The organism is Pseudarthrobacter oxydans (assembly GCF_034258515.1).
GTDB lineage: Bacteria > Actinomycetota > Actinomycetes > Actinomycetales > Micrococcaceae > Arthrobacter.
In genome coordinates, this window is the sequence record NZ_CP139438.1 from 791237 (window position 1) to 816170 (window position 24934).

22 protein-coding genes are annotated in these 24934 nt (G+C 65.8%); 15 read left to right on the top strand and 7 right to left on the bottom strand.

Annotation, left to right across the window (positions count from 1 at the left end; translation table 11 throughout):
* Nucleotides 1-8: 8 nt before the first annotated feature.
* Together SMD14_RS03710 and tmk are read right to left on the bottom strand one after the other, a co-directional pair.
* Nucleotides 9-1151 carry a DNA polymerase III subunit delta' gene (locus SMD14_RS03710; protein ID WP_321215365.1) on the bottom strand — a complete coding sequence of 381 codons (1143 nt, stop codon included), beginning with the start codon at nt 1149-1151 and terminating at the stop codon, nt 9-11.
* On the bottom strand, nt 1148-1846 hold the full coding sequence (gene tmk / locus SMD14_RS03715; RefSeq protein ID WP_321215366.1) for a dTMP kinase: 699 nt from the start codon (nt 1844-1846) through the stop codon (nt 1148-1150). Before tmk ends, SMD14_RS03710 begins: the two co-directional genes overlap by 4 nt.
* Before the next feature lie 116 nt (nt 1847-1962).
* Here tmk and SMD14_RS03720 point away from each other — a divergent pair, with 116 nt between their 5' ends.
* Nucleotides 1963-3165 carry an aminotransferase class I/II-fold pyridoxal phosphate-dependent enzyme gene (locus SMD14_RS03720; protein WP_321215367.1) on the top strand — a complete coding sequence of 401 codons (1203 nt, stop codon included), beginning with the start codon at nt 1963-1965 and terminating at the stop codon, nt 3163-3165.
* Nucleotides 3166-3175: 10 nt separating this feature from the next.
* Nucleotides 3176-3535, top strand: a complete 360-nt coding sequence (locus tag SMD14_RS03725; protein WP_321215368.1) for a DUF2516 family protein — start codon at nt 3176-3178, stop codon at nt 3533-3535.
* A 29-nt stretch (nt 3536-3564) separates the two neighbouring features.
* Here SMD14_RS03725 and SMD14_RS03730 read toward each other — a convergent pair whose 3' ends face one another.
* Nucleotides 3565-4422, bottom strand: a complete 858-nt coding sequence (locus SMD14_RS03730) for a class I SAM-dependent methyltransferase (protein WP_409339705.1) — start codon at nt 4420-4422, stop codon at nt 3565-3567.
* Nucleotides 4423-4518: 96 nt separating this feature from the next.
* Between SMD14_RS03730 and SMD14_RS03735 the strand changes: the two genes are divergently transcribed.
* On the top strand, nt 4519-5265 hold the full coding sequence (locus SMD14_RS03735; RefSeq protein WP_104996822.1) for a phosphoglyceromutase: 747 nt from the start codon (nt 4519-4521) through the stop codon (nt 5263-5265).
* A 70-nt stretch (nt 5266-5335) separates the two neighbouring features.
* On the opposite strand, the gene phoU is transcribed toward SMD14_RS03735, so the two are convergent.
* Nucleotides 5336-5998 carry a phosphate signaling complex protein PhoU gene (gene phoU, locus SMD14_RS03740; RefSeq protein WP_321215370.1) on the bottom strand — a complete coding sequence of 221 codons (663 nt, stop codon included), beginning with the start codon at nt 5996-5998 and terminating at the stop codon, nt 5336-5338.
* Nucleotides 5999-6204: 206 nt separating this feature from the next.
* On the opposite strand from phoU, the gene SMD14_RS03745 reads away from it, so the two are divergent.
* Together SMD14_RS03745 and SMD14_RS03750 are read left to right on the top strand one after the other, a co-directional pair.
* Entirely contained in the window at nt 6205-7449 is a 1245-nt protein-coding gene (locus SMD14_RS03745; RefSeq protein WP_157242698.1) for a cell wall metabolism sensor histidine kinase WalK, read from the top strand.
* Nucleotides 7446-8126 (top strand): response regulator transcription factor, encoded by a 681-nt coding sequence (locus SMD14_RS03750; RefSeq protein ID WP_050056313.1) that lies wholly within the window; start codon nt 7446-7448, stop codon nt 8124-8126. The genes SMD14_RS03745 and SMD14_RS03750 overlap by 4 nt, the downstream gene beginning before the upstream one ends.
* Nucleotides 8127-8217: 91 nt before the next feature.
* Here the strand turns inward: SMD14_RS03750 and SMD14_RS03755 are convergent, their stop codons facing one another.
* Nucleotides 8218-8766 (bottom strand): hypothetical protein, encoded by a 549-nt coding sequence (locus tag SMD14_RS03755; protein ID WP_157242697.1) that lies wholly within the window; start codon nt 8764-8766, stop codon nt 8218-8220.
* Nucleotides 8767-9039: 273 nt separating this feature from the next.
* Between SMD14_RS03755 and SMD14_RS03760 the strand changes: the two genes are divergently transcribed.
* From SMD14_RS03760 to SMD14_RS03795, 8 genes are all read left to right on the top strand, one after another.
* Entirely contained in the window at nt 9040-9522 is a 483-nt protein-coding gene (locus SMD14_RS03760) for a CarD family transcriptional regulator (protein ID WP_011690592.1), read from the top strand.
* Between the two features lie 121 nt (nt 9523-9643).
* Nucleotides 9644-10426, top strand: a complete 783-nt coding sequence (gene ispD, locus SMD14_RS03765) for a 2-C-methyl-D-erythritol 4-phosphate cytidylyltransferase (protein WP_321215371.1) — start codon at nt 9644-9646, stop codon at nt 10424-10426.
* Between the two features lie 2 nt (nt 10427-10428).
* Nucleotides 10429-10944 (top strand): 2-C-methyl-D-erythritol 2,4-cyclodiphosphate synthase, encoded by a 516-nt coding sequence (gene ispF, locus SMD14_RS03770; protein WP_157239110.1) that lies wholly within the window; start codon nt 10429-10431, stop codon nt 10942-10944.
* Nucleotides 10945-10953: 9 nt separating this feature from the next.
* Nucleotides 10954-12429 (top strand): cysteine--tRNA ligase, encoded by a 1476-nt coding sequence (cysS, locus tag SMD14_RS03775; protein ID WP_321215372.1) that lies wholly within the window; start codon nt 10954-10956, stop codon nt 12427-12429.
* Nucleotides 12430-12531: 102 nt separating this feature from the next.
* On the top strand, nt 12532-13521 hold the full coding sequence (gene rlmB / locus SMD14_RS03780) for a 23S rRNA (guanosine(2251)-2'-O)-methyltransferase RlmB (protein WP_157239108.1): 990 nt from the start codon (nt 12532-12534) through the stop codon (nt 13519-13521).
* Nucleotides 13522-13531: 10 nt separating this feature from the next.
* Nucleotides 13532-15643, top strand: a complete 2112-nt coding sequence (glgX, locus tag SMD14_RS03785) for a glycogen debranching protein GlgX (protein ID WP_157239106.1) — start codon at nt 13532-13534, stop codon at nt 15641-15643.
* An 18-nt stretch (nt 15644-15661) separates the two neighbouring features.
* Complete coding sequence (locus tag SMD14_RS03790; protein ID WP_321215373.1) at nt 15662-16132, top strand: ribonuclease domain-containing protein; 471 nt, start codon at nt 15662-15664, stop codon at nt 16130-16132.
* A gap of 8 nt (nt 16133-16140) precedes the next feature.
* Nucleotides 16141-16497 (top strand): barstar family protein, encoded by a 357-nt coding sequence (locus SMD14_RS03795; protein ID WP_104996833.1) that lies wholly within the window; start codon nt 16141-16143, stop codon nt 16495-16497.
* Here the strand turns inward: SMD14_RS03795 and SMD14_RS03800 are convergent.
* Together SMD14_RS03800 and glgP are read right to left on the bottom strand one after the other, a co-directional pair.
* Nucleotides 16494-18275, bottom strand: coding sequence for a thiamine pyrophosphate-requiring protein (locus SMD14_RS03800; RefSeq protein WP_321215374.1), 1782 nt, complete (start codon nt 18273-18275; stop codon nt 16494-16496). The genes SMD14_RS03795 and SMD14_RS03800 overlap by 4 nt on opposite strands.
* A gap of 32 nt (nt 18276-18307) precedes the next feature.
* A complete protein-coding gene (gene glgP, locus SMD14_RS03805; RefSeq protein ID WP_321215375.1) occupies nt 18308-20926 on the bottom strand; it encodes an alpha-glucan family phosphorylase in 2619 nt (872 codons plus the stop codon).
* A 171-nt stretch (nt 20927-21097) separates the two neighbouring features.
* Between glgP and SMD14_RS03810 the strand changes: the two genes are divergently transcribed.
* Entirely contained in the window at nt 21098-23140 is a 2043-nt protein-coding gene (locus SMD14_RS03810; RefSeq protein ID WP_321216216.1) for an alpha-1,4-glucan--maltose-1-phosphate maltosyltransferase, read from the top strand.
* Nucleotides 23137-24933, top strand: coding sequence for a maltose alpha-D-glucosyltransferase (gene treS, locus SMD14_RS03815; protein WP_321215376.1), 1797 nt, complete (start codon nt 23137-23139; stop codon nt 24931-24933). The genes SMD14_RS03810 and treS overlap by 4 nt, the downstream gene beginning before the upstream one ends.
* Nucleotide 24934: the final 1 nt, after the last annotated feature.

Here is a 24934-nt window from a genome sequence, read left to right on the forward strand (position 1 = left end):
TTGAAGGACTAGATCAGGCTGGCTGCCATGGACTCAATGGTCAACAGCGGTGCAACGTTCGTGGTGGTGATGCGTTCGCGGGCTTTGTTGATGGCATCCATCCGGGCAAGAGTGGATTCCGGCGTGGAGCGGCTGGCGAAATCCTCCAATTCGCTCCTCAACTCAACGTTTACCAGTTCCACAGCATTCCCGAACTGGATGATCAGCACATCCCGGTAAAAGGAGAGGAGATCGGTCAGCGTCCGGTCAAGGGAATCCGTGATGGACCGCTTGGCCCGGCGCTTCTGGTCTTCCTCCAGCTGCTTGACCTGGCTGCGCATGGCAGGCGGGAGCGTCCCGGACTCGGGTGCGCCCAGTGTTGCCAGCAAGGCGGCCTTCTCCGCAGCGTCCCGTTCTTCGTTGGAACTGTTGGCCTCCGCTGTGGCGATCTTGACGAGTTTGTCCGCCATCATCACGGCAGCCGTAACCCCCCGCAGGCCAAGCGGAAACCGCACTGTTTCCAGCCGGCGTTCCCTGGCCGCAGGATCACGGGCGAGGCGGCGGGCGATGCCCACGTGGCTTTGAGCTGCCCGCGCGGCGCGCTCCGCGAGGGCCGGATCCACGCCGTCGCGGTGGACCAGCAGGGCGGCGACGTCCGCAGCCGGCGGCAACCGCAACGCCACGCTGCGGCAGCGCGACCGGATAGTCACCAGGACGTCGGCCGGGGACGGTGCGCACAGCATCCACACAGTCCGGGGAGTTGGTTCCTCGATGGCCTTGAGCAGGACGTTCGTGGTGCGCTCGGCCATCCGGTCCGCATCCTCCACCACGATGATCCGCCACCGGCCGGCCGAGGGCCGGTTCCCGGCGGTGGCCACCAGTTCACGGGCTTCGTCAATGGTGATCGTGACCTTCTCGGTGCGGACGAAAGTGACGTCCGAATGGGTCTCGCCCAGGATGGTCAGGCACGCCGCGCAGCGCCCGCAGCCCCGCAGGCTGACGTCCTCCTGGTCGCAGTTCAGTGCTGCGGCAAACGCCTTGGCCGCATTGGAACGCCCGGAACCCGGCGGGCCGGTGAAAAGCCACGCATGCGTCAGTCCCTCGCCGCTGGAGGCCTGCCGCAGCTGTTCGACGACGGCGGGCTGGCCCTGAAGGTCGTCCCACACCGTCACGGGGCGCCCCCGACCGCCGTGGCCCGGGCCTGGGGTGCGCCCGCCGGTGTTTCGTCCTGTTCGGCCAGCAGGGTATCCACCCGCTCGAGGATCCGGGCGGAAAGCCTGCTGACGGAGTCATGGGCGGGCAGCACGAGGTAGGACTCCGGACGGCGCTGCGCCAGCTCCAGGAAGGCCTCACGGATCCGGAGGTGGAACTCGTCAGCTTCGGACTCCAGACGGTCCTCCGCCGTCTCGCCGGCCGTGCGGCGGCGGCGGCCCACCGCTGGATCAACGTCCAGCAGGACGGTGAGATGGGGCTGCAGGCCGGACGTGGCCCACTCGTTGAGGGACCGTACGGCGTCTTCGCCCAAGGCACGTCCTGCCCCCTGGTATGCCACCGACGAATCGATGTACCGGTCCGTCAGGACTATGTCGCCGCGTTCAAGCGCAGGCCGAATGACTTGGCTTGCGTGGGCTGCCCGGGAAGCGGCGAAAATCAGGGCTTCTGTGTGCGCATCAATCTCACCGTGTCCGTGGTCCAGCACAAGGGAGCGCAGTTTCTCGCCGACGGGGGTTCCGCCCGGCTCGCGGGTCAGCAGGACGGTCAGGCCACGGGATTCGAGGGCTTCGGCAAGGCGCGCAGCCTGCGTGGACTTGCCCGCGCCGTCGCCGCCTTCGAACGCGATGAAAAGACCGGCCCTCTGTTTGCTCACCACCCAAGCCTACCGACCCCCGCTGGCAATTCCCGATTCAGCTGTGGATTCCCGCGGGGGCCACGAACCGGGTAACGGCTTTCCGGGCCGTCCCCGGCGGACAGTACGCTGTCACCATGAGTCTTTCCGAACAGCAGGCGGCGGCCCTGTCAGCCGAGACGGTTGTGGTTGCGGCCGGGCGTCCCCCACGGGAACGGGACCAGCCGGTCAATCAGCCGATCGTCCTTTCCTCCACATACTTCGGCACCGGGGCACTCGGCGACGGCGACCGCGGCTACGGCAGGTATTCCAATCCCACCTGGGACCCCTTCGAAGAGGCGCTCGGCCAGCTGGAGGGCTCAGAACTGCCGGGACTCCTCTATGCGTCAGGACTCGCGGCCGTCAGCTCGGCGCTCTCCCTGGTCCCTGCCGGGGGAGTGCTGGTAATGCCCACGCACAGCTACTCCGGGTCGCTGGTCATGGCCGCTGAGCTCGCCCAGAAGGGCTTCATCGAGCTCCGGACAGTGGACATTGCGGATACTGCCGCCGTGAAGGAGGCCCTTGCTCCCCGCGGCCCCGCTGCGGGGCCGCACGCCCGGCCGGCGGCGATGCTGTGGCTCGAAAGCCCCACCAACCCCATGCTCGGCATTGCGGATGTCTCCGTCCTGGCCGACGCCGCCCACGCCGTCGGGGCCATCGTCGTTACGGACAATACTTTCTCCACACCCCTGGTGCAGCAGCCCCTGCTGCTCGGATCCGACGTCGTCCTGCACTCGGTGACCAAGTACCTCGCGGGCCATTCCGACGTCGTCCTTGGCGCCCTGGTCACCTCCAACCCGGACATCCGGTCCGCGCTGCTCCATCACCGGATTATCCACGGCGCCATTGCGGGGCCCTTCGAAGCGTGGCTGGCGCTGCGCGGCCTGCGGACGCTGGCGCTGCGGATAGAACGGTCCCAGGCTTCTGCAATGGTCCTGGCGGAGCGGCTTGGCGACCACCCCGCGGTCGAGACCGTCCGGTTCCCCGGCCTGTCCGCGGATCCCGGCCACGAACGCGCCAAGGCGCAGATGAAGGGCTTCGGGTCCATCATCTGTATCCAGGTACGCCCGGCCGCGGGAATGAGCGGCGCTGACGCCGCCGACAAACTGGTTGGCGCAGTCCGGCTGTGGCTGCCTGCCACATCGCTGGGAGGTGTGGAGTCACTCATCGAACGCCGACGGCGGCACACCGCTGAGCCGGCCAGCGTCCCGGAGAACCTGGTGCGGCTCAGTGTGGGAATCGAGAACGTTGAGGATCTCTGGGCCGATGTGAAGCAGGCGCTGGACTCGCTGGACGGCTAGGCTTGGGCTTGTGGACGTTGAACTCGTTATCATCCAGCCCGTTGAGAAGGCCCTGTTCTTTATCCTTGCCCTGGTTTCGCTGGGGCTGGAGCTCTGGGCCGTGGCGGACTGCGCCCGGCACCGTGCAAACGCGTTCGAGGCCACGGGCAAGCGGACCAAGACCTTCTGGCTGGCACTGACCGGCGGCGCGGCCCTGATCGGCGCCCTTTCGTTGTACAGCGGTGGTGGCGGCGCATTCTTCGGAACCTTCGGGCTGTTCGGGCTCGCCGCCGTCGTTGCTGCGTCGGTTTACCTGGCTGACGTACGGCCGGCCGTGAAGGATGCGGGCAGGGGCGGCAGCCGCAACACGGGGCCCTACGGCCCCTGGTGAATTAGCCGGGGTGAATTAGCCGGTGTGAATTAGCCGGCGCCCCCGCCGGCCAAGGGTGCCACGGCATCCCAGTCAACGGTGAGCTCCCCGAGCCGCCACCGCGAAGGCCCGTCATGGACTGGCCAGCCAGTGTCCCGCAGGTTCCTGCACATGCCTTGCCAGCGCTGCCTGTTCCCGAAGGTCGCCAGCGGCGCGCACTCGAGCCAGGCCCGGTCCATGGCCTGCATGAGGGCGTGCACCGGTTCGCCCGGAACGTTGCGGTGAATCAGCGCCTTGGGCAGCCTTTCGGCAACGTCGGAGGGAAGGAGGAAGCTGCCGAACCTGACGGAGATGCTCAGGGATAGCGGCCGCTCCGCATCCAGTGCCACCCACGTGACCCGCCGCCCGATCTCGTCGCAGGTGCCGTCGATGAACAGGCCGCCGGGGGCCAGCCGGTCCTGCACCAGCCGCCAGATTCCGGCCACGTCCGCTTCCTCGTACTGCCGCAGGACGTTGAACGCACGCACCAGGGCCGGTTTGCCGGGCACGGGCAGTTCGAAGCCGCCCACACGGAAGCTGAGCCCGGGCCGCTCCAGGGGGATCGCCGCGCGGACCCGTTCCGGTTCGATTTCGATTCCAAAGACCTGGACGTTCCGGCGGACGGCAGAAAGCCGTTCATAAAGCTCGACGGCGGTGGCCGGCGCAGCGCCGTAGCCCAGGTCCACCACCAGGGGATCCGCTGCATTGCGGAGCCGCCAGGCCTGCGGTCCCGTCAGCCAGCGGTCCACCCGGCGCATCCGGTTGGGGTTGGTGGTGCCGCGGGTGATGTTGCCAACCGGCCTGCCGGGCCTGCCGGTATTCCTGCCCAAAATCTGGGGGGCGGTCACCCGTTCAGCCTTTTGCACCACCGCCCAACCATATCCCTGAAGCAATTGGTGACACCTAACCGGGCGACGCATGTAACGCTGGGCGGGCGGCAACACTGCTCGGCTAGGATGAAAATCATGACTTACAAGCTGATCCTGCTGCGCCACGGCCACAGCGAATGGAACGCCAAGAACCTGTTCACCGGCTGGGTGGACGTTGACCTTAACGACCAGGGCCGCGAGGAGGCAGCACGCGGCGGGGAGCTGCTGGTTGAGAATAACGTTCTCCCGGACATCCTGTACACGTCGCTGCTGAAGCGTGCCATCAACACCGCGAACATCGCCCTGGACAAGGCCGACCGCGGCTGGATCCCGGTGAAGCGCGACTGGCGGCTGAACGAACGCCACTACGGCGCGCTGCAGGGCAAGGACAAGGCGCAGACCCTTGCCGAGTACGGCGAGGAGCAGTTCATGGAATGGCGCCGCTCCTATGACACCCCGCCGCCGCCCCTGGATGACAACTCGGAGTTCTCGCAGGCGCACGATCCCCGCTATGCAGACCTCGGAGACGCCCTTCCCCGCACCGAGTGCTTGAAGGATGTCCTGGTCCGGCTCCTGCCGTACTGGGAATCGGACATCAAGGAAGACCTCAAAGCCGGCAAGACCGTCCTGGTCACGGCCCACGGAAACTCCCTGCGCGCACTGGTCAAGCACCTGGACGGCATCAGCGACGAAGCCATCGCCGGCCTGAACATTCCCACCGGCATCCCGCTGGTGTACGACCTCGACGAAAACTTCCAGCCGATCAAGCCCGGCGGAACCTACCTTGACCCGGAAGCGGCGGAACAGGCCATCCTGGCAGTCGCCAACCAGGGCAAGAAGTAAGCAGTACGTACGACGGCGGGCCGGTCACTTCACGTGACCGGCCCGCCGTCGTTATTCCGCAGCGTTGACGTCAGCTGTGTTCGGTCCCGGTAGGCTGCCACGCGCCGGTCACCAAATAGGTGACCTTCTGGGCGACGGAGACACCGTGGTCCGCGAAGCGTTCAAAGTACCGGCTCGCGAGTGCGACGTCCACCGTGGTTGCCGGCGACTCGGCCCACTCAGGTGCTGCGATGGCCTTGAACACGCTGAGGTGGAGATCGTTGATGGCGGTGTTCGCCTTCAGGATGTCCCGGGCAACCTCAAGGTCCCGGGTTTCCAGCAGGACCGTCAACTTGTTCGCAATTTCTTTGTCCAGCTCGGCCATGCGCTTGAACGTGCCGGTCATGGATTCGGGGATGACGGTGGACGGGAACCGCAGGCGTGCCAGCTGGGCGATGTGCCGTGCAAGGTCTCCCATGCGCTCGAGGGAAGCGCTCATTCGCAGCGATCCGACGATCATCCGGAGATCGCTTGCCACGGGCCCCTGCAGGGCCAGGATGTCGATTGCCCGTTCATCCAGGCTGTTCTGCAGGAAGTCGATGCGGGCATCCGCAGCGATGACGTCCTGCGCAAGGTCTACGTCCGCCACCTCGAAGGAGGTGGTGGCTTTGTCCATGGCCTCGCTGACCAGCCGGGAGATCTCCACCAGCTGGTCACCGACCTGGGTGAGCTCTTCCTGAAAAACCTTACGCACGTAGGCGTCCTTTCCTTGTAACTCCCGCCGGTCCCGGTCCGGGCAGCAGGAATCGCGTCGCCGTTCGGCACTCCAACTACCTAGAATGCCAAAGTTCGGTAAACGGTTAAGCCCTTGCAGGTGAACGTTAGTTGAACCGTCCGGCCAAGGGGCCGGGACGCGCCGATATGCCTTCACCTACAGCATAAGGTGGAGCTGTGGATCCTATGCTTATCGGCCTGGTGGCCGGCCTTATCGGCCTGGCGCTCGGTACGTTCGGCGTGCTCGCTTTCCGGGTCAGCGAGAAACAGCGGCAATTGCTGGACGTGGACGCCGGGGAGCTCGCCCTGCCGGCGGGCGCCGCGGAGGTGCTTGCCGTCGTCGGACGCGCCTTTGTGGTGGTGGACGCGGTGGACGGTGTGGTCCGTGCCAACCCGGCCGCCTATGCCTACGGCCTGGTCCGCGGCCACACGGTGGTCCACAAGGAACTGCTGGACATGACGGCCGGGGTCCGCCGCGATGGCGTCATCCTGGAAAGGCAGCTGGAACTTCCCCGCGGCCCGCTCGGCCAGGGAACCATCATCGTCCAGGTCCGGGCGGCAATGCTCGGGGAGGAATACATCCTGCTGCTTGCGGACGACCGCACCGAGATCACCAGGACAGAAGAGATCCGGAACGATTTCGTAGCCAACGTTTCCCACGAGCTGAAGACGCCGGTGGGCGCCATCTCCCTGCTGGCCGAAGCCCTGGAATCCTCGGCAGACGACGAACTGGCCGTCCGGCGCTTCGCCAAGCGAATGCACAAGGAATCCGGCCGGCTCGCCGCATTGGTGCAGGACATCATCGAGCTTTCCCGGCTGCAGGGCGCAAGCGTCACCCAGCAGGGCCGCCCGGTTGACGTCAATGCGGTCATAGCCGAGGCCGTGGACCGGTCCCAGCTCCCCGCGGAGAGCAAGAATATCCGCATTGTGGTGGGTGGCCGGACCGACGCGAAGGTCTTCGGGGACCAGGACCTGCTGGTGACCGCCCTGCGCAACCTGATCGATAACGCCATCAGGTACTCCCCGGAGAACACCCGGGTAGGGATCGGTGTGCGCAGCAGGGAAGGGCTGGTTTCCATTTCCGTTACGGACCAGGGCGAGGGACTCAGCCCCGAGGACCAGGAGCGCGTCTTTGAACGCTTCTACCGGGTGGATTCGGCCCGGTCCCGCCATACCGGCGGGACAGGCCTTGGCCTGAGCATCGTCAAGCACGTCGCGTCCAACCACGGCGGCGAAGTGACCCTCTGGTCCCAGCCCGGGCAGGGCTCCACGTTCACCCTCCGGCTTCCCGAGATGGAGGGCCAGGAGGGCGGGGAAGAAACACCTCCGGCCGCTGCCCCCGCCCGGGCGGGGACCGCAGGGTCCGAAAAGCCAACTGTTACCCAAGTACCCGGCGCCGCAGGCGCCACCGAACGAGGAGCAAACGCTTGAGCAGGATCTTGATTGTCGAGGATGAGGAGTCGTTCAGCGATCCGTTGTCCTACTTGCTGGGCAAGGAAGGTTTCGAGGTGGAGGTCGTGGACAATGGCCTGGACGCCATCACCGAGTTCGACCGGAACGGGGCGGACCTGGTGCTGCTGGATTTGCAGCTGCCCGGGCTCTCCGGCACGGAAGTGTGCCGCCAGCTCCGCCAGCGGTCCAGCGTCCCGGTAATCATGTTGACGGCCAAGGACGCGGAGATCGACAAGGTAGTGGGACTGGAACTTGGCGCGGACGACTACGTCACCAAGCCCTACTCCTCCCGCGAACTGGTGGCCAGGGTCAGGGCGGTGCTGCGGCGCCAGGGCGAGCCGGAGGAACTCATTTCTTCCACCGTGCAGGCCGGGCCTGTCCGGATGGATATTGAACGGCATGTGGTCAGCGTTGGCGGCGAGCAGGTGCTGCTGCCCCTGAAGGAGTTCGAGCTCCTCGAAATGCTCCTGCGCAATTCAGGCCGGGTGCTGACCCGCGGCCAGCTCATCGATCGGGTCTGGGGCTCTGACTATGTCGGTGACACCAAGACCCTCGACGTCCACGTGAAGCGGCTTCGCGGAAAGATCGAGCCGGACCCGTCAGCGCCGCGGTACCTGGTCACCGTGCGGGGGCTTGGCTATAAGTTCGAGCCCTAGAAAGGGTCGCCCGGCGACAGGCATGCAAAAGGAGGGGCCCTGCGGCCCCTCCTTTTGCATGCCTGTCCTGCAGTGGGCTCAGCCCGCAGCCTTAGTGGCCGGTCCCGCCTGCGCTTTCCGAAGCGGACGGCGACGGCGTGGCCGATGTGCTCGGCGAGGGCGTGCTGCCGGCCGGCAGGTACTCCTTGTACTCAGGCAGCGTTGCATCCAGGACGGGGACCTTCACCGTGTTGCTCACGTTGGTTCCGTCCTCGGTGATCTTGACGTCCACGAGGGAGCCCGGGATTCCTCCGGTGGTGCTGAGGATGGCTTCGTCCGAGCTGTCGTTCAGCAGCGTGTAGGAGTTCGCCTTGACCGGCACCTCGGTCTGTGAGCCCTTTGCGCCGTTGACCGTGAGCGTCACGTCCTGCGAAGAGGAGTTGTAGACGGCGCCGATCAGGCGGCCCGGCTGGTCCTCGCCGGAGGAAATGATCAGGATATTGCGCAGCTGGATCGGGCCGAGGTCGGTGACGATGCCGTCCGATGCAGCGTACCGTTCGCTGGTCTGCTGGGGCGTGATGTAACCGCAGCCGGCGGTCAGCAGGCCCACGCCAAGGGCGCCTGCCGTCAGTGCCAGTTTGCCGCGCTGGGCCCGGGTCATCGCAGTGAAACGCACGTCGCGTACTCCTCAAAGAGTCTTGAAACATTAATCACGCATAGCCTATCCGCAAAGCACGCCAAACGAGGATTCGGAGCTGTCACATCGGCCTTCCCCAGGACCCCGCACATGCACTATTATCCGCGTTCGTCAAGGGGGTGAAGGGGGCCGATTTGGCCCGTTTTCCGCGTATTTCTGCGGTTCGGCGCCCTCTTCCGGGCCGGTCATATGCCTGAATCGTGATAAACTGGTCAGCGGGAAAGGGGAAATGTCCACATGGTATTTGAGGTCGGCGAGACAGTAGTTTACCCTCACCACGGTGCTGCGAAGATTGAAGAAATCAAGATGCGCACCATCAAGGGCGAAGAGAAGATGTATCTCAAGCTCAAGGTGGCTCAGGGTGATCTGACCATTGAAGTTCCAGCAGAGAACGTTGACCTTGTTGGGGTTCGGGACGTAGTGGGCAAGGAAGGCCTGGAGCACGTGTTTGATGTGCTTCGCGCCGAGTTCACCGAAGAACCCACCAACTGGTCACGCAGGTACAAGGCAAATCTGGAGAAGCTTGCTTCCGGTGACGTCATCAAGGTTGCAGAGGTCGTCCGCGACCTGTGGCGCCGGGATCACGACCGGGGCCTTTCCGCAGGCGAGAAGCGAATGCTGGCCAAGGCCCGGCAGATTCTGATTTCAGAACTGGCGCTGGCTGAAAAGACCGACGAAGAGAAGGCTGCAAGCGTTCTCGACGAGGTCCTGGCTTCCTAAGAATTGAACCCCGGGGGCACCCAAGTGCCGCCGGGGCTTCTTTTTGCCCAAAAACAGGCCGCGGGGATTCCTCCCGAGGTGTTCAGGCGCCGGCGCCCTGCAGGGACGTAGGCTAGTCCGCATGAGCGAAACACGCACCCGCCTGGTCACCGCGGTGATCCTGGTGGCAGCAGGTTCGGGGCAAAGGCTGGGTTACGGCATGCCCAAGGCGGCGGTACCCCTGGGCGGCGAGCCCATCCTGATGCATGCCCTGCGCGGCATTGTCGCATCCGGAGCGGGCAGCCAGGTGTGCGTTGCGCTGCCCCCGGGAGACGACGCCCTCCGCCGCCTGTGCGAGGACTTCCGGCAGGAACTGGCCGACGGCGGCCCCCTTCTTTCCATTGTCGACGGCGGCAGCACCCGTGCGGATTCCGTCCGGGCCGGCATGGCAGCCCTGATGGACGGCATAGAAGCGGTGCTGGTGCACGACGCCGCGCGCGCCCTCACCCCCGAGTCCGTCTTCCACCGCGTGACGGACGCCTTGGCCGCGGGGGCCGCGGCAGTCATACCTGCCGTAGCGGTAGTGGACACTGTCAAGACGGTAGCGGCCACTACTGGCCCGGACAGCGAACTGGCCCCGGAGGTTGTCACCGGGACCGCGCCCCGCGAGGAACTCCGCGCGGTGCAGACGCCGCAGGGCTTCCAACTCAACACCCTGCTGAAGGCCCACGAAGCCGCGCGGGCCCTTGGCCCGAAAGAGTCCGACGCCGTCACCGATGACGCAATGCTCGTCGAAATGCTCGGCATCCCCGTCCACGTGGTCCGGGGGTCCACGCAGTCCCTAAAAATCACCACGCCCTTGGACCTGATCCTCGCCGAGGGGCTCCTTGAGGGTCCCCTGGGCGCACGCTGGGTGGAAGGCTAGGGATGGGACCTGCGGACATGGTCATCCCCCGAACCGGAATCGGGCTGGACGTCCACGCCTACGCCACGGAGGACCAGCCCCGCCCGCTGTGGCTGGGTGGACTCCTCTGGCCGGGTGAACGTGGCCTGGCCGGGCACTCCGACGGCGATCCGGTGGCCCATGCCGCCGCCGATGCGCTGTTTTCCGCCGCCGGGATAGGAGATTTGGGCACGCACTTCGGTACGGACCGGCCGGAATTTGCCGGCGCCTCCGGCGTCGCATTGCTGGCCGAGGCTGCGCGGATCGTCCGGGCTGCCGGGTTTGAGATTGGAAACGTTGCTGTCCAGTTCGTCGCCAACCGGCCCAAGTTCGGCCCGCGGCGGGAGGAATCCCAACAAGTCCTCAGTGATGCCGCGGACGCGCCCGTCAGCGTCACTGCCACCACCAGCGACCACCTCGGGTTCACCGGCCGTGGTGAAGGCATCTCCGCGGTGGCCACCGCACTGGTCTACCCGAGGCCGCACCTTCCCATCAGCTAATCTGGAGCGGTGACCCTGCGCTTCTATGACACTGCCTCCGCCGAAGTCCGGAACTTCGTGCCTATCGTCGAGGGCAAAGCCAGCCTCTACTACTGCGGGGCCACCGTGCAGGGCATGCCCCACGTTGGCCATATCCGCTCGGCCATTGCGTTTGACCAGCTCACCCGTTGGCTGGCCTACCGCGGGTTCCGGGTCACGGTGGTAAGGAACGTCACGGACATCGACGACAAGATCCTGGCCAGGTCCGAGGCCTCCTTCGCGCCGGGGTTCACCCCGGAACCCGGGGAAGTGCCCGAGGAAGAGTGGTGGGCGCTTGCTTACCGCTACGAGCAGGAATTCCTCAAGGCCTACGACACGCTTGGCGTTTCCCGGCCAACGTACGAGCCCCGCGCCACCGGCCACATCCCCGAAATGCACGCCCTCATCCAGCAGCTGATCGACCGCGGGCACGCCTATCCTGCCCCCGACGACTCCGGTGACGTCTACTTTGACGTGCGTTCCTGGAGCAAGTACGGCGCACTGACCCGGCAGAACATCGATGACATGCAGGCAGCCCCGGACGTCGAACCCCAGTTCAGCAACAGGAAGAAGGACCCGCGCGACTTCGCCCTGTGGAAGGGGTCCAAAGAAGGAGAGCCGACGACGGCGAGCTGGGCTTCCCCGTGGGGTGCGGGCCGCCCGGGCTGGCACCTGGAATGCTCCGCCATGGTCACCAAGTACCTCGGCTCCGAATTCGATATCCACGGCGGCGGCCTGGACCTCCGGTTCCCGCACCACGAAAACGAGCTCGCCCAGTCGCAGGCGGCCGGCCACGCGTTCGCCAACTTCTGGATGCACAACGGCATGGTCACCTACGAGGGCGAAAAAATGTCCAAGTCCATTGGCAACACCATCAGTCCTGCCGAGATGCTGGAACTGGCGTCCCCCAGGGTGGTCCGCTACTACCTTGGCCAGGCCCACTACCGCTCGGTGCTGGACTACCGTCCCACGTCCCTCCAGGAGGCCGCCGCCGCCGTCGAACGCATTGATGGTTTCATTGCCAAGGCGACCGCCCGGTTCGGTACCGGCTCCGGCACAGCTGCCGGCCACCAGAGCTCCTCCGCGGAAACCTTGCGCACCTTCACCGAAGCCATGGACGACGACCTGAACGTCCCGCGTGCGCTGGCCGCCCTGCATGAGACGGTCCGGACCGGCAACACTGCCCTTGCCGAAGGCGATGACCCCGCGGCCCGTCTCGCGTTGAACACGGTGGCAGTCATGACCGACGTCCTCGGGCTGAATGCCGTGGCAGGTGCCGATGCCGGCAACACCAAGGACAAGGCCGCCCTGGACGTCCTGGTGCAGGCCCAGCTGGAAGCCCGTGCTGCGGCAAGGGCGGAGAAGAACTGGGCGGCCTCGGATGCCATCCGAGACACCCTCTCCGCTGCCGGCATCCTGGTGGAGGACGGCCCGGACGGGGCAACCTGGAGCCTGAAGCGCGACTGACCGGCGCGTTTCCCGAAGCGGCCGTCCCCCTTAGCAGCCGATTTTTCTTCGATCAGTAGACTGGTAGGCAGACTCAGTCAACACAATCAAGGGTGGAACACAATGGCCAACAATGGTCGCCGATCGGTTAAAGCGAAGAAGGGCCCAACCATCGGGACCGGTGGCCATGGCCGCAAGGCCCTGGAAGGCAAGGGCCCCACGCCCAAGGCGGAGGACCGCCCGTACCACAAGGCGCACAAGGCCAAGCAGCTCTCCGAGCGGTCCGCGGCCAAGCGCAATCCGGGTGCCCGCAGCGCCGGAGCGGCCAAATCCGGCCCCAAGGGCCGTGCCACCGAAGAAGTCGTTACCGGGCGCAACTCGGTGGTCGAGGCGCTCCGCGCCGGCATTCCTGCCAAGGCACTGCATGTGGCCATTCGCATCGAAATGGACGACCGCGTCAAGGAGTCCCTGAAGCTTGCCGCCGAGCGGGGCATTCCGCTGCTCGAAACCGGAAAGCCTGAACTGGACCGGATGACCGACGACGCCGTCCACCAGGGGCTGGTGCTGCAGATCCCGCCGTACGACTACCAGGACGCGTACGAACTGGCAGAGGAGACGGTTGGGAAATGGAAGAAGGGCCACGTCCCCAACGCCCCGCTCTTCGTTGCCTTGGACGGCATTACCGATCCCCGCAACCTTGGCGCCATCATCCGCTCGGTCTCCGCTTTCAGCGGCCACGGCGTCATTGTGCCGGAACGCCGCTCGGTAGGCGTTACCGCCTCGGCCTGGAAGACCAGCGCCGGAGCCGCTGTCCGCGTGCCCGTGGCGCGGGCCTCAAACCTCAACAACGCCCTGAAGCAGTTCAAGTCCATGGGAATCTTCGTCCTGGGCCTGGACGGCGACGGCGACGTCTCCTTGCCGGACCTCACCCTCGCAACCGAACCGGTGTGCATCGTGGTGGGTTCGGAAGGAAAGGGACTCAGCCGCCTGGTCCGCGAGAACTGCGACCAGATCGTCTCCATCCCCATCGATTCCGCAATGGAGTCACTCAACGCCTCCATGGCCGTGGGCATCTCCCTGTATGAGGTCTCCCGGCAGCGCGCCGCAAAGTAGGCGCCGGGTCATGGTCATGCCGCTTTTCGACACTGCTTCCACCATGGACGCCTCCACGGCGGTTCCGCTCGGTGTCAGTGTTCCGCGCGCCGACGTGGACGGGACAGGCAGCCACCACGCAGGGCGGGCCAACGTGGCGTGCTATGCGCCGGGCGTATCCAGCCTGGAGATCGTCTACGCCGCCCCGGGCGGGGAGTGGCGGACCCAGGCACTGCCCAACGTCACCCACGGCGTCCACCACGGCATCGTCGAGGACCTTCCGTACGGATCCCGCTATGGTTTCCGGCCTGCGTCCGGCGAGCAGTCCCTGCCCTTTGCCGCGCCCACCAGCGAAATTGAGGACGACGCCGGCCAGCCGCTGCTGCTCGATCCCTACGGGCGCGCCGTGGACCAGCAGGCCGGCTTCCTGGCCAGCGTGCGGATGGCAGGCGACTACGACTGGGGAACCGACGAGCGGCTGCGGCTGCCGTGGCGCAACACGATCATCTATGAAGCCCACGTCCGGGGACAAAGCATGCTCCACCCCGACGTCCCCGAAGAACTCCGCGGAACCTACGCCGGCATGGCCCACCCTGCCATCATCGAGCACCTCACAAGCCTGGGCGTCACCTCGGTGCAGCTGCTGCCCGTGCACTTCCACCTGGACGAGCCGCACCTGCAGGACCTGGGGATGACTAATTACTGGGGTTACAACACAGCGGCTTTCTTCGCCCTGCACCCCGGCTACGCAACGCGTGCCGCCCAGAAGGCCGGGCCGCAGGCTGTCCAGGACGAGTTCAAGTCAATGGTTAAACGCTTCCACGCCGCCGGGCTGGAAGTCATTTTGGACGTCGTCTACAACCACACGGCCGAGGGCGGCCCCGACGGCCAGACCCTGAGCTTCCGCGGACTGGGCGAGCAGGCGTACTACCGCACTGACGGGCACGGGAGATACGTGGACACCACGGGCTGCGGAAACAGCCTGAACTTCGGTGAGTCCCGCGTGGTCCAGATGGTCCTGGACTCCCTCCGGTACTGGGTGGATGAGTTCCACATTGACGGCTTCCGCTTTGACCTCGCCGTCACCCTCTGCCGGAACGCGGCCAACGAGTTTGACCCGCGGCACCCGTTCCTGGTTGCCGTCGCCGCCGATCCCGTCCTGTCCGACGTGAAGCTGATTGCCGAACCCTGGGACGTGGGCCACGGCGGCTGGCAGACCGGGCGTTTTCCTGTCGGCTGGGTCGACTGGAACGACCATTTCCGGGACGCGGTCCGTTCCTTCTGGCTCACTGACCGCGCCGCCCTGGATGCTGGCGGGCACGGCGGGCCCATGGCCAAACTCGCGGACTCGCTGTCCGGTTCCGCCGCCCTCTTCCAGCCTTCCGGACGTTCCCGCCTGGCGTCAGTCAACTTCATCACCTCCCACGACGGCTTCACCCTCAATGACCTGGTCTCCTTTGACCGCAAGCACAACGAGGCCAATGGCGAGGAGAACAGGGACGGGCACGGGGATAACCGGAGCTACAACCACGGCGTGGAAGGTCCCACCGAGGACGGCGCGATCCTCGCCAAGCGTGCCCAGGCCCGCCGCAACTTGATGGCGTCCATGCTGGTTTCCCTGGGCGTTCCCATGATCACCGCCGGCGACGAACTGGCGCGGACCCAGCAGGGAAACAACAATGCCTACTGCCAGGACAACCCGCTCGCATGGCTGGACTGGACCCTTACTCCCGAGTCCCACGAAATGCTCCGCAGCACCAAGCGCTTCATCCGCCTGCGCAAGGAGTTCCTCGCGGCCCAGCCCCACGACTTCCCTGTCCGGGACGAGCAGTCCTACCTGTACTGGTTCGACCAGAACGGCCACCCGATGTCCATGGAGCGCTGGAACGATCCCCACAACCGCGTCCTGCAACTCCTCCTGGGCTCGGACAACGGCGGCTTTGCGGGGTTGATGGTGGTGAACGGCAGCGCTTCGGACCTGCAGGTCACGCTGCCGCGCGTTCCGGCCGGGACCACAGCCCCGCGGATGTTCGAGCTCCGGCTGACTACCTCGCCACTGCATGAGGCACGCCAGGGCGGGCAGGTTGCCTCGGGGGAGAAGGACCTTGTGGAGGCCTATTCCATCAGCATCTACCGCAGCTAGGCACCCGGGATTTCCAGAATGCGCAACCGTTCCGTCCTGCCCCTGTTGCTGGCGGGCCTGATGGTGCTTGCTTTCCTGGCCTTCGGCGGCACGGGCTTCCTCGGCCAGCTGACGGAAACTACGACGCCGGAGGGCACCTCCAGTGCCATGCCTGCGCCCGGCGCCGGGCCCGGGACCAGCGCCCCTGGACAGGATAACCCTTCGGGGCTGCCGGAGGTTCGTGAGTCCGCGCTCCCGGTGGAGGGCCGCAGGGTTCTCGAACTCATCCGCGCGGGCGGACCGTACCGCTACAGCCAGGACGGCCAGGCCTTCGGTAACTTCGAGCGCCTCCTGCCACGGCGGGACAGGGGCTATTACCGCGAGTACACAGTGCCAACGCCCGGGGAATCGGACAGGGGAGCGCGCCGCATCGTGGCCGGCGCCGACGGCGAGAAGTACTACACGGACGATCACTACGAGTCATTCAGATACATAGCGGAAGGCAGCTGAGCAAAGCCATGAAGATCTACTCCGGCGACACCTGGACCCTTGAGGAGCTGCAGGAGCAGGTGGCCGACGCCGGACGCCGCAGCCTGGTGGTTCCCGCAGCCGACAGCAAGAAGGCTGTCCTGGAAACCTTCGGCGAGGTCCTTAACTTTCCCGAGCACTACGGCGTCAACCTCGACGCGCTCAACGATTCACTGCATGACTTCGCGGACAGCATCACGGATAACGGCAACGCTCCGGTCACGGTCCTGTGGCAGGTGGCTGCCCCCTTCCGCAGTGACAGGGCATTCGGGATCATCTGCGAGATCCTCCAGGACGCCGAGCGCTATGCGGGCAAGGACCTGGCGGTCACCGCCGTCCTGCTTTAGGTGCGTTCTTCGTGGCCCGTGTAGGTCGCAAGGAGATCCAGGGCCCTGCCGCCGTCGTCCTCTGCAGCCAGTCCCTTGCGCATGCTGTCCGCCTTCTCCCTGCCGGCCGGGAACGGCGGCAGGAGGGGGATTTCAGGATCTGTCAGTACCTCGATCACCACTGGCCGGTCTGCCGCGAACGCCTGCTCCCAGGCATCGCCAAGAAGCCCAGGATCCTCCACCCGGATGCCTTTCAAACCCAATAGGTCCGCGTAGCCCGCGAACGGAAAGTCCGGCAGTTCCTGGCTTGCGGCGAACCGCGGCTCGCCCTCGGACTCCCGCTGCTCCCACGTCACCTCGGTGAGTTCCCTGTTGTTGAACACGCAGACCACGAACCGCGGATCGACCCACTGGCGCCAACGGTGGGCGACAGTCACCAGTTCGGCGATGCCGATCATCTGCATGGCGCCGTCACCGGCCAGGGCCACAACCGGCCGGTCCGGCTGCGCCAGTTTCGCGGCAATGCCGTAGGGGAGGGAACACCCCATGCTGGCCAAGGTTCCGGAAAGGTGCGCCGGGACGCCCGGCGGAAGGACCAGTTGCCGGGCATACCAGTAAACGCAACTGCCGACGTCGATGCTCACCAAAGCGTTCCCGGGCAGCCGGCCGTTCAGTTCCCGGACCACCCGCTCGGGATTCACGGGGCTCGCCGGGACGGCAGCCCTTTCCACGGCCAATGCCCGCCACCGGGAGACTTCCCGCTCCACGTCGGTCCGCCATTGCCCGGGGGCGCGCGGTTGCAGCCTTTCCCCCAGTGCCTGCAGCGCCACAGCGGCGTCGCCCGCCAAACCCACCTCAACCGGGTAGCGGTTGCCGATTTTCCGTTCGTCGATGTCGATCTGGACAGCCCGGGCCGCGCCGGGCGGAGGATAGAACTCCGTCCAGGGATCATTGGAGCCCACAATCAGCAGCGCATCGCAGTTGCCCAGCAGGTGCGCGCTGGCGGTGGTTCCCAGGTGTCCCATGGTGCCCGCCGCAAACGGCAGGGTCTCATCCATGTAGGGCTTGCCAAGCAGGCTTGTGGCGATTCCGGCGCCAAGCTTTTCGGCCACCGCCAGCACCTCCCCGGCGGCGTGCCGCGCCCCCTGGCCCACGAGCAGCGCGACCCGTTCCGAGGAGTTCAGGAGCGCTGCCGCAGCCTCCAGATCCTGATCCCGGGGCGTCCTGGTCGCTGTGCTCCACGAGGGCGCGGTGACCACAATGCCGTGTTCCTGTTCCAGCTCGGGCGCCGGTGCCGACTGGATGTCATGCGGGACGATGACCACGCAGGGCGAGGAGGTGGCCCTGGCGGTGCGGAAGGCCCGGTCCAGGACCATGGGGACCTGCTCCGGTGCGCTGACCTGCTGGACGAACTGGGCGGCCACGTCCTTGAACAGGACCGTAAGCTCGATCTCCTGCATATAGGCGGACCCCAGCACCGTGCGGCTTTGTTGCCCTACGATCGCCACTACCGGAACGCCGTCGAGCTTGGCGTCGTAGAGCCCGTTCAGCAGGTGGACGGCGCCGGGGCCCTGGGTGGAGGTGACCACCCCCACCCCGCCGGTGTACTTGGCGTGGCCCACCGCCATGAAGGCAGCCGTCTCCTCATGACGGGCCTGGACGAACTCGACCCGGCCTTCGGCGCGGCGCAGTGCGCCCATGAAACCGTTGATCCCGTCGCCGCTGTAGCCGAAGACGCGGTCCACCCCCCAAATGCTGAGGCGTTCCACGATCACGTCGGATACAGTGCGTTCGGCCATGGGTTCCTCTCGGAGGGTTCGGGGCAGGTGCCTTAGGCGTTGACGATCAGTCCCAGCTCGGCCTTCGAAGCGAGGGCGTCATGCCGCGGCAGGACCCGGACGGTGTACCCGAACGGTCCCGACCGGTCGATCACCAGCGAGCCGCTGAACAGGTGGCGCCCGCTGCCGAGGTCTTCCTGTACCTTCAGTTCCATCACGGTGATGTCGGTGAGGGTGTCGCTTTCCTCGGCCCTTCCATAGGCCACTTCCACGGATACGTCCTCCGGGGTGAGGCTGTGCAGCGCCACGTAGGCGTTGACCTGGAGCGTGTCGCCGATCTGGGGATCCTCGGAGACGCCCACGGAGTCCACGTGCTCCACGTGCACCAGCGGCCATGCCGAACGTACCTTTGCGGTCCAGGCCGCCAGGGTGCGGGCCTGAGAGTAGGAGTTGGCAGAGGCGTTCCGCCCCGCCTCCGCGGCCGGGCGGTAGAGGATGTTCACGTAGTCGCGGAGCATGCGTTCGGCGGAGACGGCCGGACCCAGGTGCGAGAGCGTGTGCTTGATCATGGAGACCCAGTGCGTGGGCACCTTCTCGGCCCCCGACGTCGAAGGGCCTGCTGCGCCTGCGCCGGCCGATACCGTGCTGCCGTAGAAGCGCGGGGCCACCTGGGTTTCAAGCAGCTCGTACAAAGCTGCTGCCTCGATGTCGTCGCGTTCCTCCGGCGATGCGCCGTTGTTGGCGGTGGGAATCGCCCAGCCGTTTTCGCCGTCGTACATTTCATCCCACCAGCCGTCCAGCACGGAGAGGTTCAGCGACCCGTTGAGCGCGGCTTTCATGCCCGATGTTCCGCAGGCCTCCAGCGGCCGGAGCGGGTTGTTGAGCCAGACGTCGCAGCCGGGGAACAGCGTCCGGGCCATCGCGATGTCGTAGTTGGGCAGGAAGGCGATGCGGTGGCGCACTTCGGGGTCGTCGGTGAACCTGACCAGGTCCTGGATCATCTTCTTGCCGGCGTCGTCAGCGGGGTGCGACTTGCCGGCAATGACCAGCTGGATGGGATGCTCCTTGTGCAGGAGCAGTGCCTTCAGGCGCTCAGGCTCGCGCAGCATCAGGGTGAGCCGCTTGTAGGTGGGAACGCGGCGGGCAAAACCGATGGTCAGGATGTCCGGGTCCAGGACATTGTCCGTCCAGCCCAGCTCCGCATCAGCGGCCCCGCGCTTCTTCCAGGAAGCCCGCAGGCGGCGGCGGACGTCCTCCACCAGGGCCGCCCGCATCTCGCGCCGCAGCGCCCAGACATCTGCGTCGCTGACGTTGTAGGCGAGGTCCCACCGGCCGTTGGCTTCGGCTTCGCTGCCGAACTGGTCACGGGCGAGCTGCGAAATGCGGCTGTCCACCCACGTGGGCACGTGCACGCCGTTCGTCACGGACGTGATGGGCACCTCGGAGTGGTCGAAGCCCGGCCACAGGGCGGAGAACATCCCGCGGGAAACTTCCCCGTGCAGCTTTGCGACGCCGTTGGCGCGCTGCGCGAGGCGCAGGCCCATGATGGCCATGTTGAACACGGACGGGTTCCCGTCAGCGTAGTTCTCGCGGCCGAGTTCCAGGATCCTGTCCGTGGGAACGGCGGGTGCCAGGCCGGCCTGGAAGAAGTGGTGGATCTGGGCGATCTCGAACCTGTCGATGCCTGCCGGGACGGGGGTGTGCGTCGTGAAAACAGTGGACGCCCTGCCGGCTGCAAGGGCCTCGTCAAACGTCAGCGCCTGCTCTCCGGCCATGAGTTCCTGGATGCGTTCGATGCCAAGGAAACCGGCGTGGCCCTCATTGGTGTGGAACACCTCAGGGGCCGTAGTGCCGGTGAGCTGCTGGAAGGCGCGCAGGGCCTTGACCCCGCCCATGCCCAGCAGCAGCTCCTGCTGCAGGCGGTGGTCTCCGCCGCCGCCGTAGAGGCGGTCGGTGATGCTGCGGGCGGCGTCGTCATTGCCGGGGACGTTGGAGTCCAGGAGGAGCAGGGGGACGCGTCCGACGTCGGCCCGCCAGATGTGTGCCAGCAGGCGCCGGCCGTTGGGCAGGGGGAGCGAGATCTGCAGGGGGCGTCCGATGCCGTCCGGCGAAGGCTCGCGAAGCAGCGTGAGCGGCAGCCCGTCCGGGTCCAGGACCGGGTACGTCTCCTGTTGCCAGGCATCCCTGGACAGCGACTGCTTGAAGTAGCCGGCCTGGTACAGCAGGCCGACACCGATCAGCGGCACTCCAAGGTCCGAGGCCGCCTTCAGGTGGTCGCCGGCCAGGATTCCCAGGCCGCCTGAATACTGGGGGAGCACCTCGGTGATGCCGAATTCGGGCGAGAAATAGGCAATCGATGCAGGGGCATCCGGGCCGAGGCCCTGGTACCAGCGCGGCTCCTCGAGGTACCGGTCAAGGTCCTCCTCAGCGGCCCGCACGCGTTCCACCACCGCGCGGTTCGCGGCAAGCTGCTGGAATTCTTCGCGGCTAACCATCCCCAGGAAACCCACCGGGTCCTGGCCGCTTTCCTCCCAAAGGCGGGGATTCAGCCCCGCGAAAAGTTCCCGCGTAGGGCGGTGCCAGGACCAGCGCAGGTTGCTCGCCAGGCGGGCCAGCGGCCGGATGGGTTCGGGGAGGACGGTACGGACGGTAAATCTGCGGATTGCCTTCACCTGCGTCACACTAACCGACAACATGGGCGGCCGGAACCAGCGCCGGGTTTCTTTTGGGTAAATGACGGGGGACGCGCAGAAACTGGTGCGCAGGCTTAGCAATCTTGCTCTTTTCTCGCTAACGTCGAGCCTGTGACGACTAACTCAGGAACCAGCGCCGTATCAATGAAAATGTCGACCGGCTCCATCACTGATGGGCTGCGGTTCGGACGATTCCCGATCACCGCCGTGCAGCCCGTTGTGGAGGATGGAAAATTTCCGGCCAAGGCCTTGCCCGGCGAGGGAATCGTGGTGGGCGCCACCGCTTTCCGCGAAGGGCATGACCAACTCGGCGTCAGTGCCGTGCTCTTCGACCCCGAAGGCAATGAGCGCCAGAGGGTCAGGCTCGCGCCGCCGCGCGGGGAACGCGGCATGGGAACGGACCGCTGGGAAGGCGTGCTCACGCCGTCGGAAGAGGGGAACTGGTCCTTTGCCATCGAGGCCTGGCACGACCGCTACGGCACGTGGCACCACAACGCCGAGGTGAAGGTGGCCGCCGAAATCGACGTGGAGCTGATGCTGGCCGAAGGATCCGCGCTGCTCGGTGAAGCATCCGAAGACGACTCCCGCAGCGACTGGGACAGGGGCGTTCTCCGTGCGGCAGCCGACAGGCTCGCCGACACGTCGCTGAGCACGGAGGAGCGCCTCGGGGCCGGCTTCGGCCACGACGTGGCCGGCGTTGTGGCGCACCAGCCCATCCGCGAACTGGTGACCGTCTCCGAAAAGTTCCCGCTGAACGTTGAACGCGACCGTGCCGGACGGGGCGCCTGGTACGAGTTCTTTCCCCGCTCCGAAGGGGCCGTCAAGGATCACACCACAGGCACCTGGACCTCCGGAAACTTCCGCACCGCCGCCAGGCGGCTTGATGCCGTCGCCGCCATGGGCTTCGATGTTATCTACATGCCGCCCATCCACCCCATCGGCGTGCAGCACCGCAAGGGCCCCAACAACACCTTGATCGCCGGCCCGAACGATCCCGGCTCGCCCTGGGCAATCGGCGCGGCCGAAGGCGGCCACGATGCCATCCATCCGGACCTCGGCACCTTCGAGGACTTCGACGCCTTCGTGGCGCGGGCAAACGAACTGGGCCTGGAAGTTGCCCTGGACCTCGCGCTCCAGGCGGCTCCGGACCATCCCTGGGTACAGTCGCATCCGGAGTGGTTCACCACCCGCGTGGACGGCAGCATTGCCTATGCCGAGAATCCGCCGAAGAAGTACCAGGACATTTATCCGCTCAATTTCGATAATGATCCCGAGGGGCTTTCAAACGAAATTCTGCGGATTGTGCTGCTGTGGGTGAGCCACGGCGTAAAGATTTTCCGCGTGGATAACCCGCACACCAAGCCGGTGTGGTTCTGGGAATGGCTTATTGCGCAGGTAAACAAAGAGGTTTCCGGCGTGGTGTTCCTGGCCGAGGCGTTCACGCGCCCAGCCATGATGCATGCGCTTGGCCGCGCGGGGTTCCAGCAGTCCTACACGTACTTCACCTGGCGGAACACCAAGAAGGAGATCGAGTCTTACTTCACCGAGGTGAGCCACGAGTCAGCGGCCTTCTTCCGCCCCAACTTCTTCGTCAACACCCCGGACATCCTCACTGAATACCTGCAGTTCGGCGGGCCGGCGGCGTTCAGGATCAGGGCCGCCCTGGCAGCGACGGCCAGTCCGTTGTGGGGCGTCTACGCGGGCTACGAGCTGTTCGAGCATGTGGCCAGGCCCGGCGCGGAGGAGTACATCGACAACGAAAAGTTCGAGTACAAGGAACGCGACTGGGACGCCGCGGCGCAATCCGGACGGACCCTCGCCCCGTACATCACCAGGCTCAACGAGATCAGGCATGCCCACCCCGCGCTGCAGGACCTGCAGAACCTGACCGTCCACCACAGCACGGACGACGCCACGGTGGTCTACTCCAAGCACAAGACCCTTCCTGACGGGTCCAAGGACACCCTGATCGTGGTGGTCAATGTGGATCCGCACGGGACCAGGGAATCCACGGTCTCGCTGGACCTGGCGGCCCTTGAACTCGACGCCCGGGACCTGACGCATAACGGCGGCTTCCACGTGGATGACCTCATCTCCGGTGAAAGCTGGGAGTGGGGCGAGTACAACTACGTCCGCCTCGACCCGCACGTGGAGCCCGCGCACATCCTGCGCGTGAGGAGAATGCATCAGTGAATTTCAATCCGCAAAGTTCCGGCCAGCATTTCACTCCCAAGAGCACGTTCGAGCTAAATGCCCCGGGCCTTCAGCATGATCCGCTGTGGTACCGGAAGGCCGTGTTCTACGAAGTACTGGTCAGGGCTTTTGCGGATGCCAACGGTGACGGTTCGGGCGACTTCTCCGGCCTCATTGACAGGCTTGACTACCTGCAGTGGCTGGGCGTGGACTGTCTCTGGCTGCCACCGTTCTTCCAGTCACCGCTGCGCGACGGCGGCTATGACATCTCCGACTACAACTCGGTCCTGGACGAGTTTGGAACAATCAGTGACTTCAAGCGGCTGGTTGCCGAGGCCCACGCCAGGGGCGTCCGGGTCATCATCGACCTGCCCCTGAACCACACGTCGGACCAGCACCCGTGGTTCCAGGAGTCACGCAAGGACCCGGATGGCCCCTACGGGGACTTCTACGTCTGGAGCGACACTGACGAGAAGTACCAGGACGCGCGCATCATCTTCGTTGATACGGAGGAATCCAACTGGACCTTCGATCCCATCCGCCGCCAGTTCTTCTGGCATCGGTTCTTCAGCCACCAGCCCGACCTGAACTTCGAAAACCCGAAGGTCATCGAGGCATTGTTCGATGTGGTCCGGTTCTGGCTGGACCAGGGAATCGACGGTTTCCGGGCCGATGCCATCCCCTACCTGTACGAAGAGGAGGGGACCAACTGCGAGAACCTTCCGGCCACCCACGAGTTCCTCCGCAAGCTCCGCACCATGGTGGACGAAAGCTATCCCGGGCGGGTCATCATCGCCGAGGCCAACCAGCCGCCGAATGAAGTGGTGGAATACTTCGGGACGGAAGAAGAGCCCGAATGCCACATGGCCTTCCACTTCCCGATCATGCCGCGGCTGTACTACGCGCTCCGGGACCAGAAGGCCGCCCCGATCATCGAGACCATGCATGACACCCCCGAAATACCGGACGGGGCACAGTGGGGCACCTTCCTGCGGAACCATGACGAACTGACCCTGGAAATGGTCACCGCGGATGAGCGGGCGGCCATGCTGGGCTGGTACGCGCCGGACCCCCGCATGCGTGCCAATATCGGCATCCGACGCAGGCTCGCGCCCCTCCTGGACAACTCCCGCGCTGAGATCGAGTTGATCAACGCCCTGCTGCTTTCGCTGCCCGGAAGCCCGTTCCTGTACTACGGGGACGAGATCGGCATGGGCGACAACATCTGGCTTGAAGACCGCGATGCCGTGCGTACCCCCATGCAGTGGAACCCGGACCGGAATGCCGGCTTCTCCAACGCGGATCCGGGCAAGCTCTACCTGCCGCCCATCCAGTCCCTGGTGTACAACTACAGCATGGCCAATGTGGAGGCTGAGGCGGCCCATTCCGGTTCGCTGCTGCGCTGGACCCGTCAGATCCTCAGCGTACGCAAGAACCACCCCGCCTTCGGCCTCGGCGGGTTCAAGCACGTCGATGCCGACCACGACGCCGTACTGGCCTACCTCCGCGAACTTCCGGACGGCAACTCGGCGGGCGCCGTCGCGGAGACCATCCTGTGCACCTTCAACCTCTCGCAGCATCCGGTCGCGGCCCAGTTGAAGATCCCGCAGTTCGCCGGACGGGGGTTGCGCGATGTCTTCGGCGGCCAGCCGTTCCCCGGCATCAACGAGGACGGAAACCTGACCCTGACCCTTGGCAGCCACGACTTCTTCTGGTTGCGGATCCGGTCCGCTGCATCCAACCCGTCGTCTCCGTACACGCAGGCAATTCCGATCCTCTCGATTGAGAACTGAG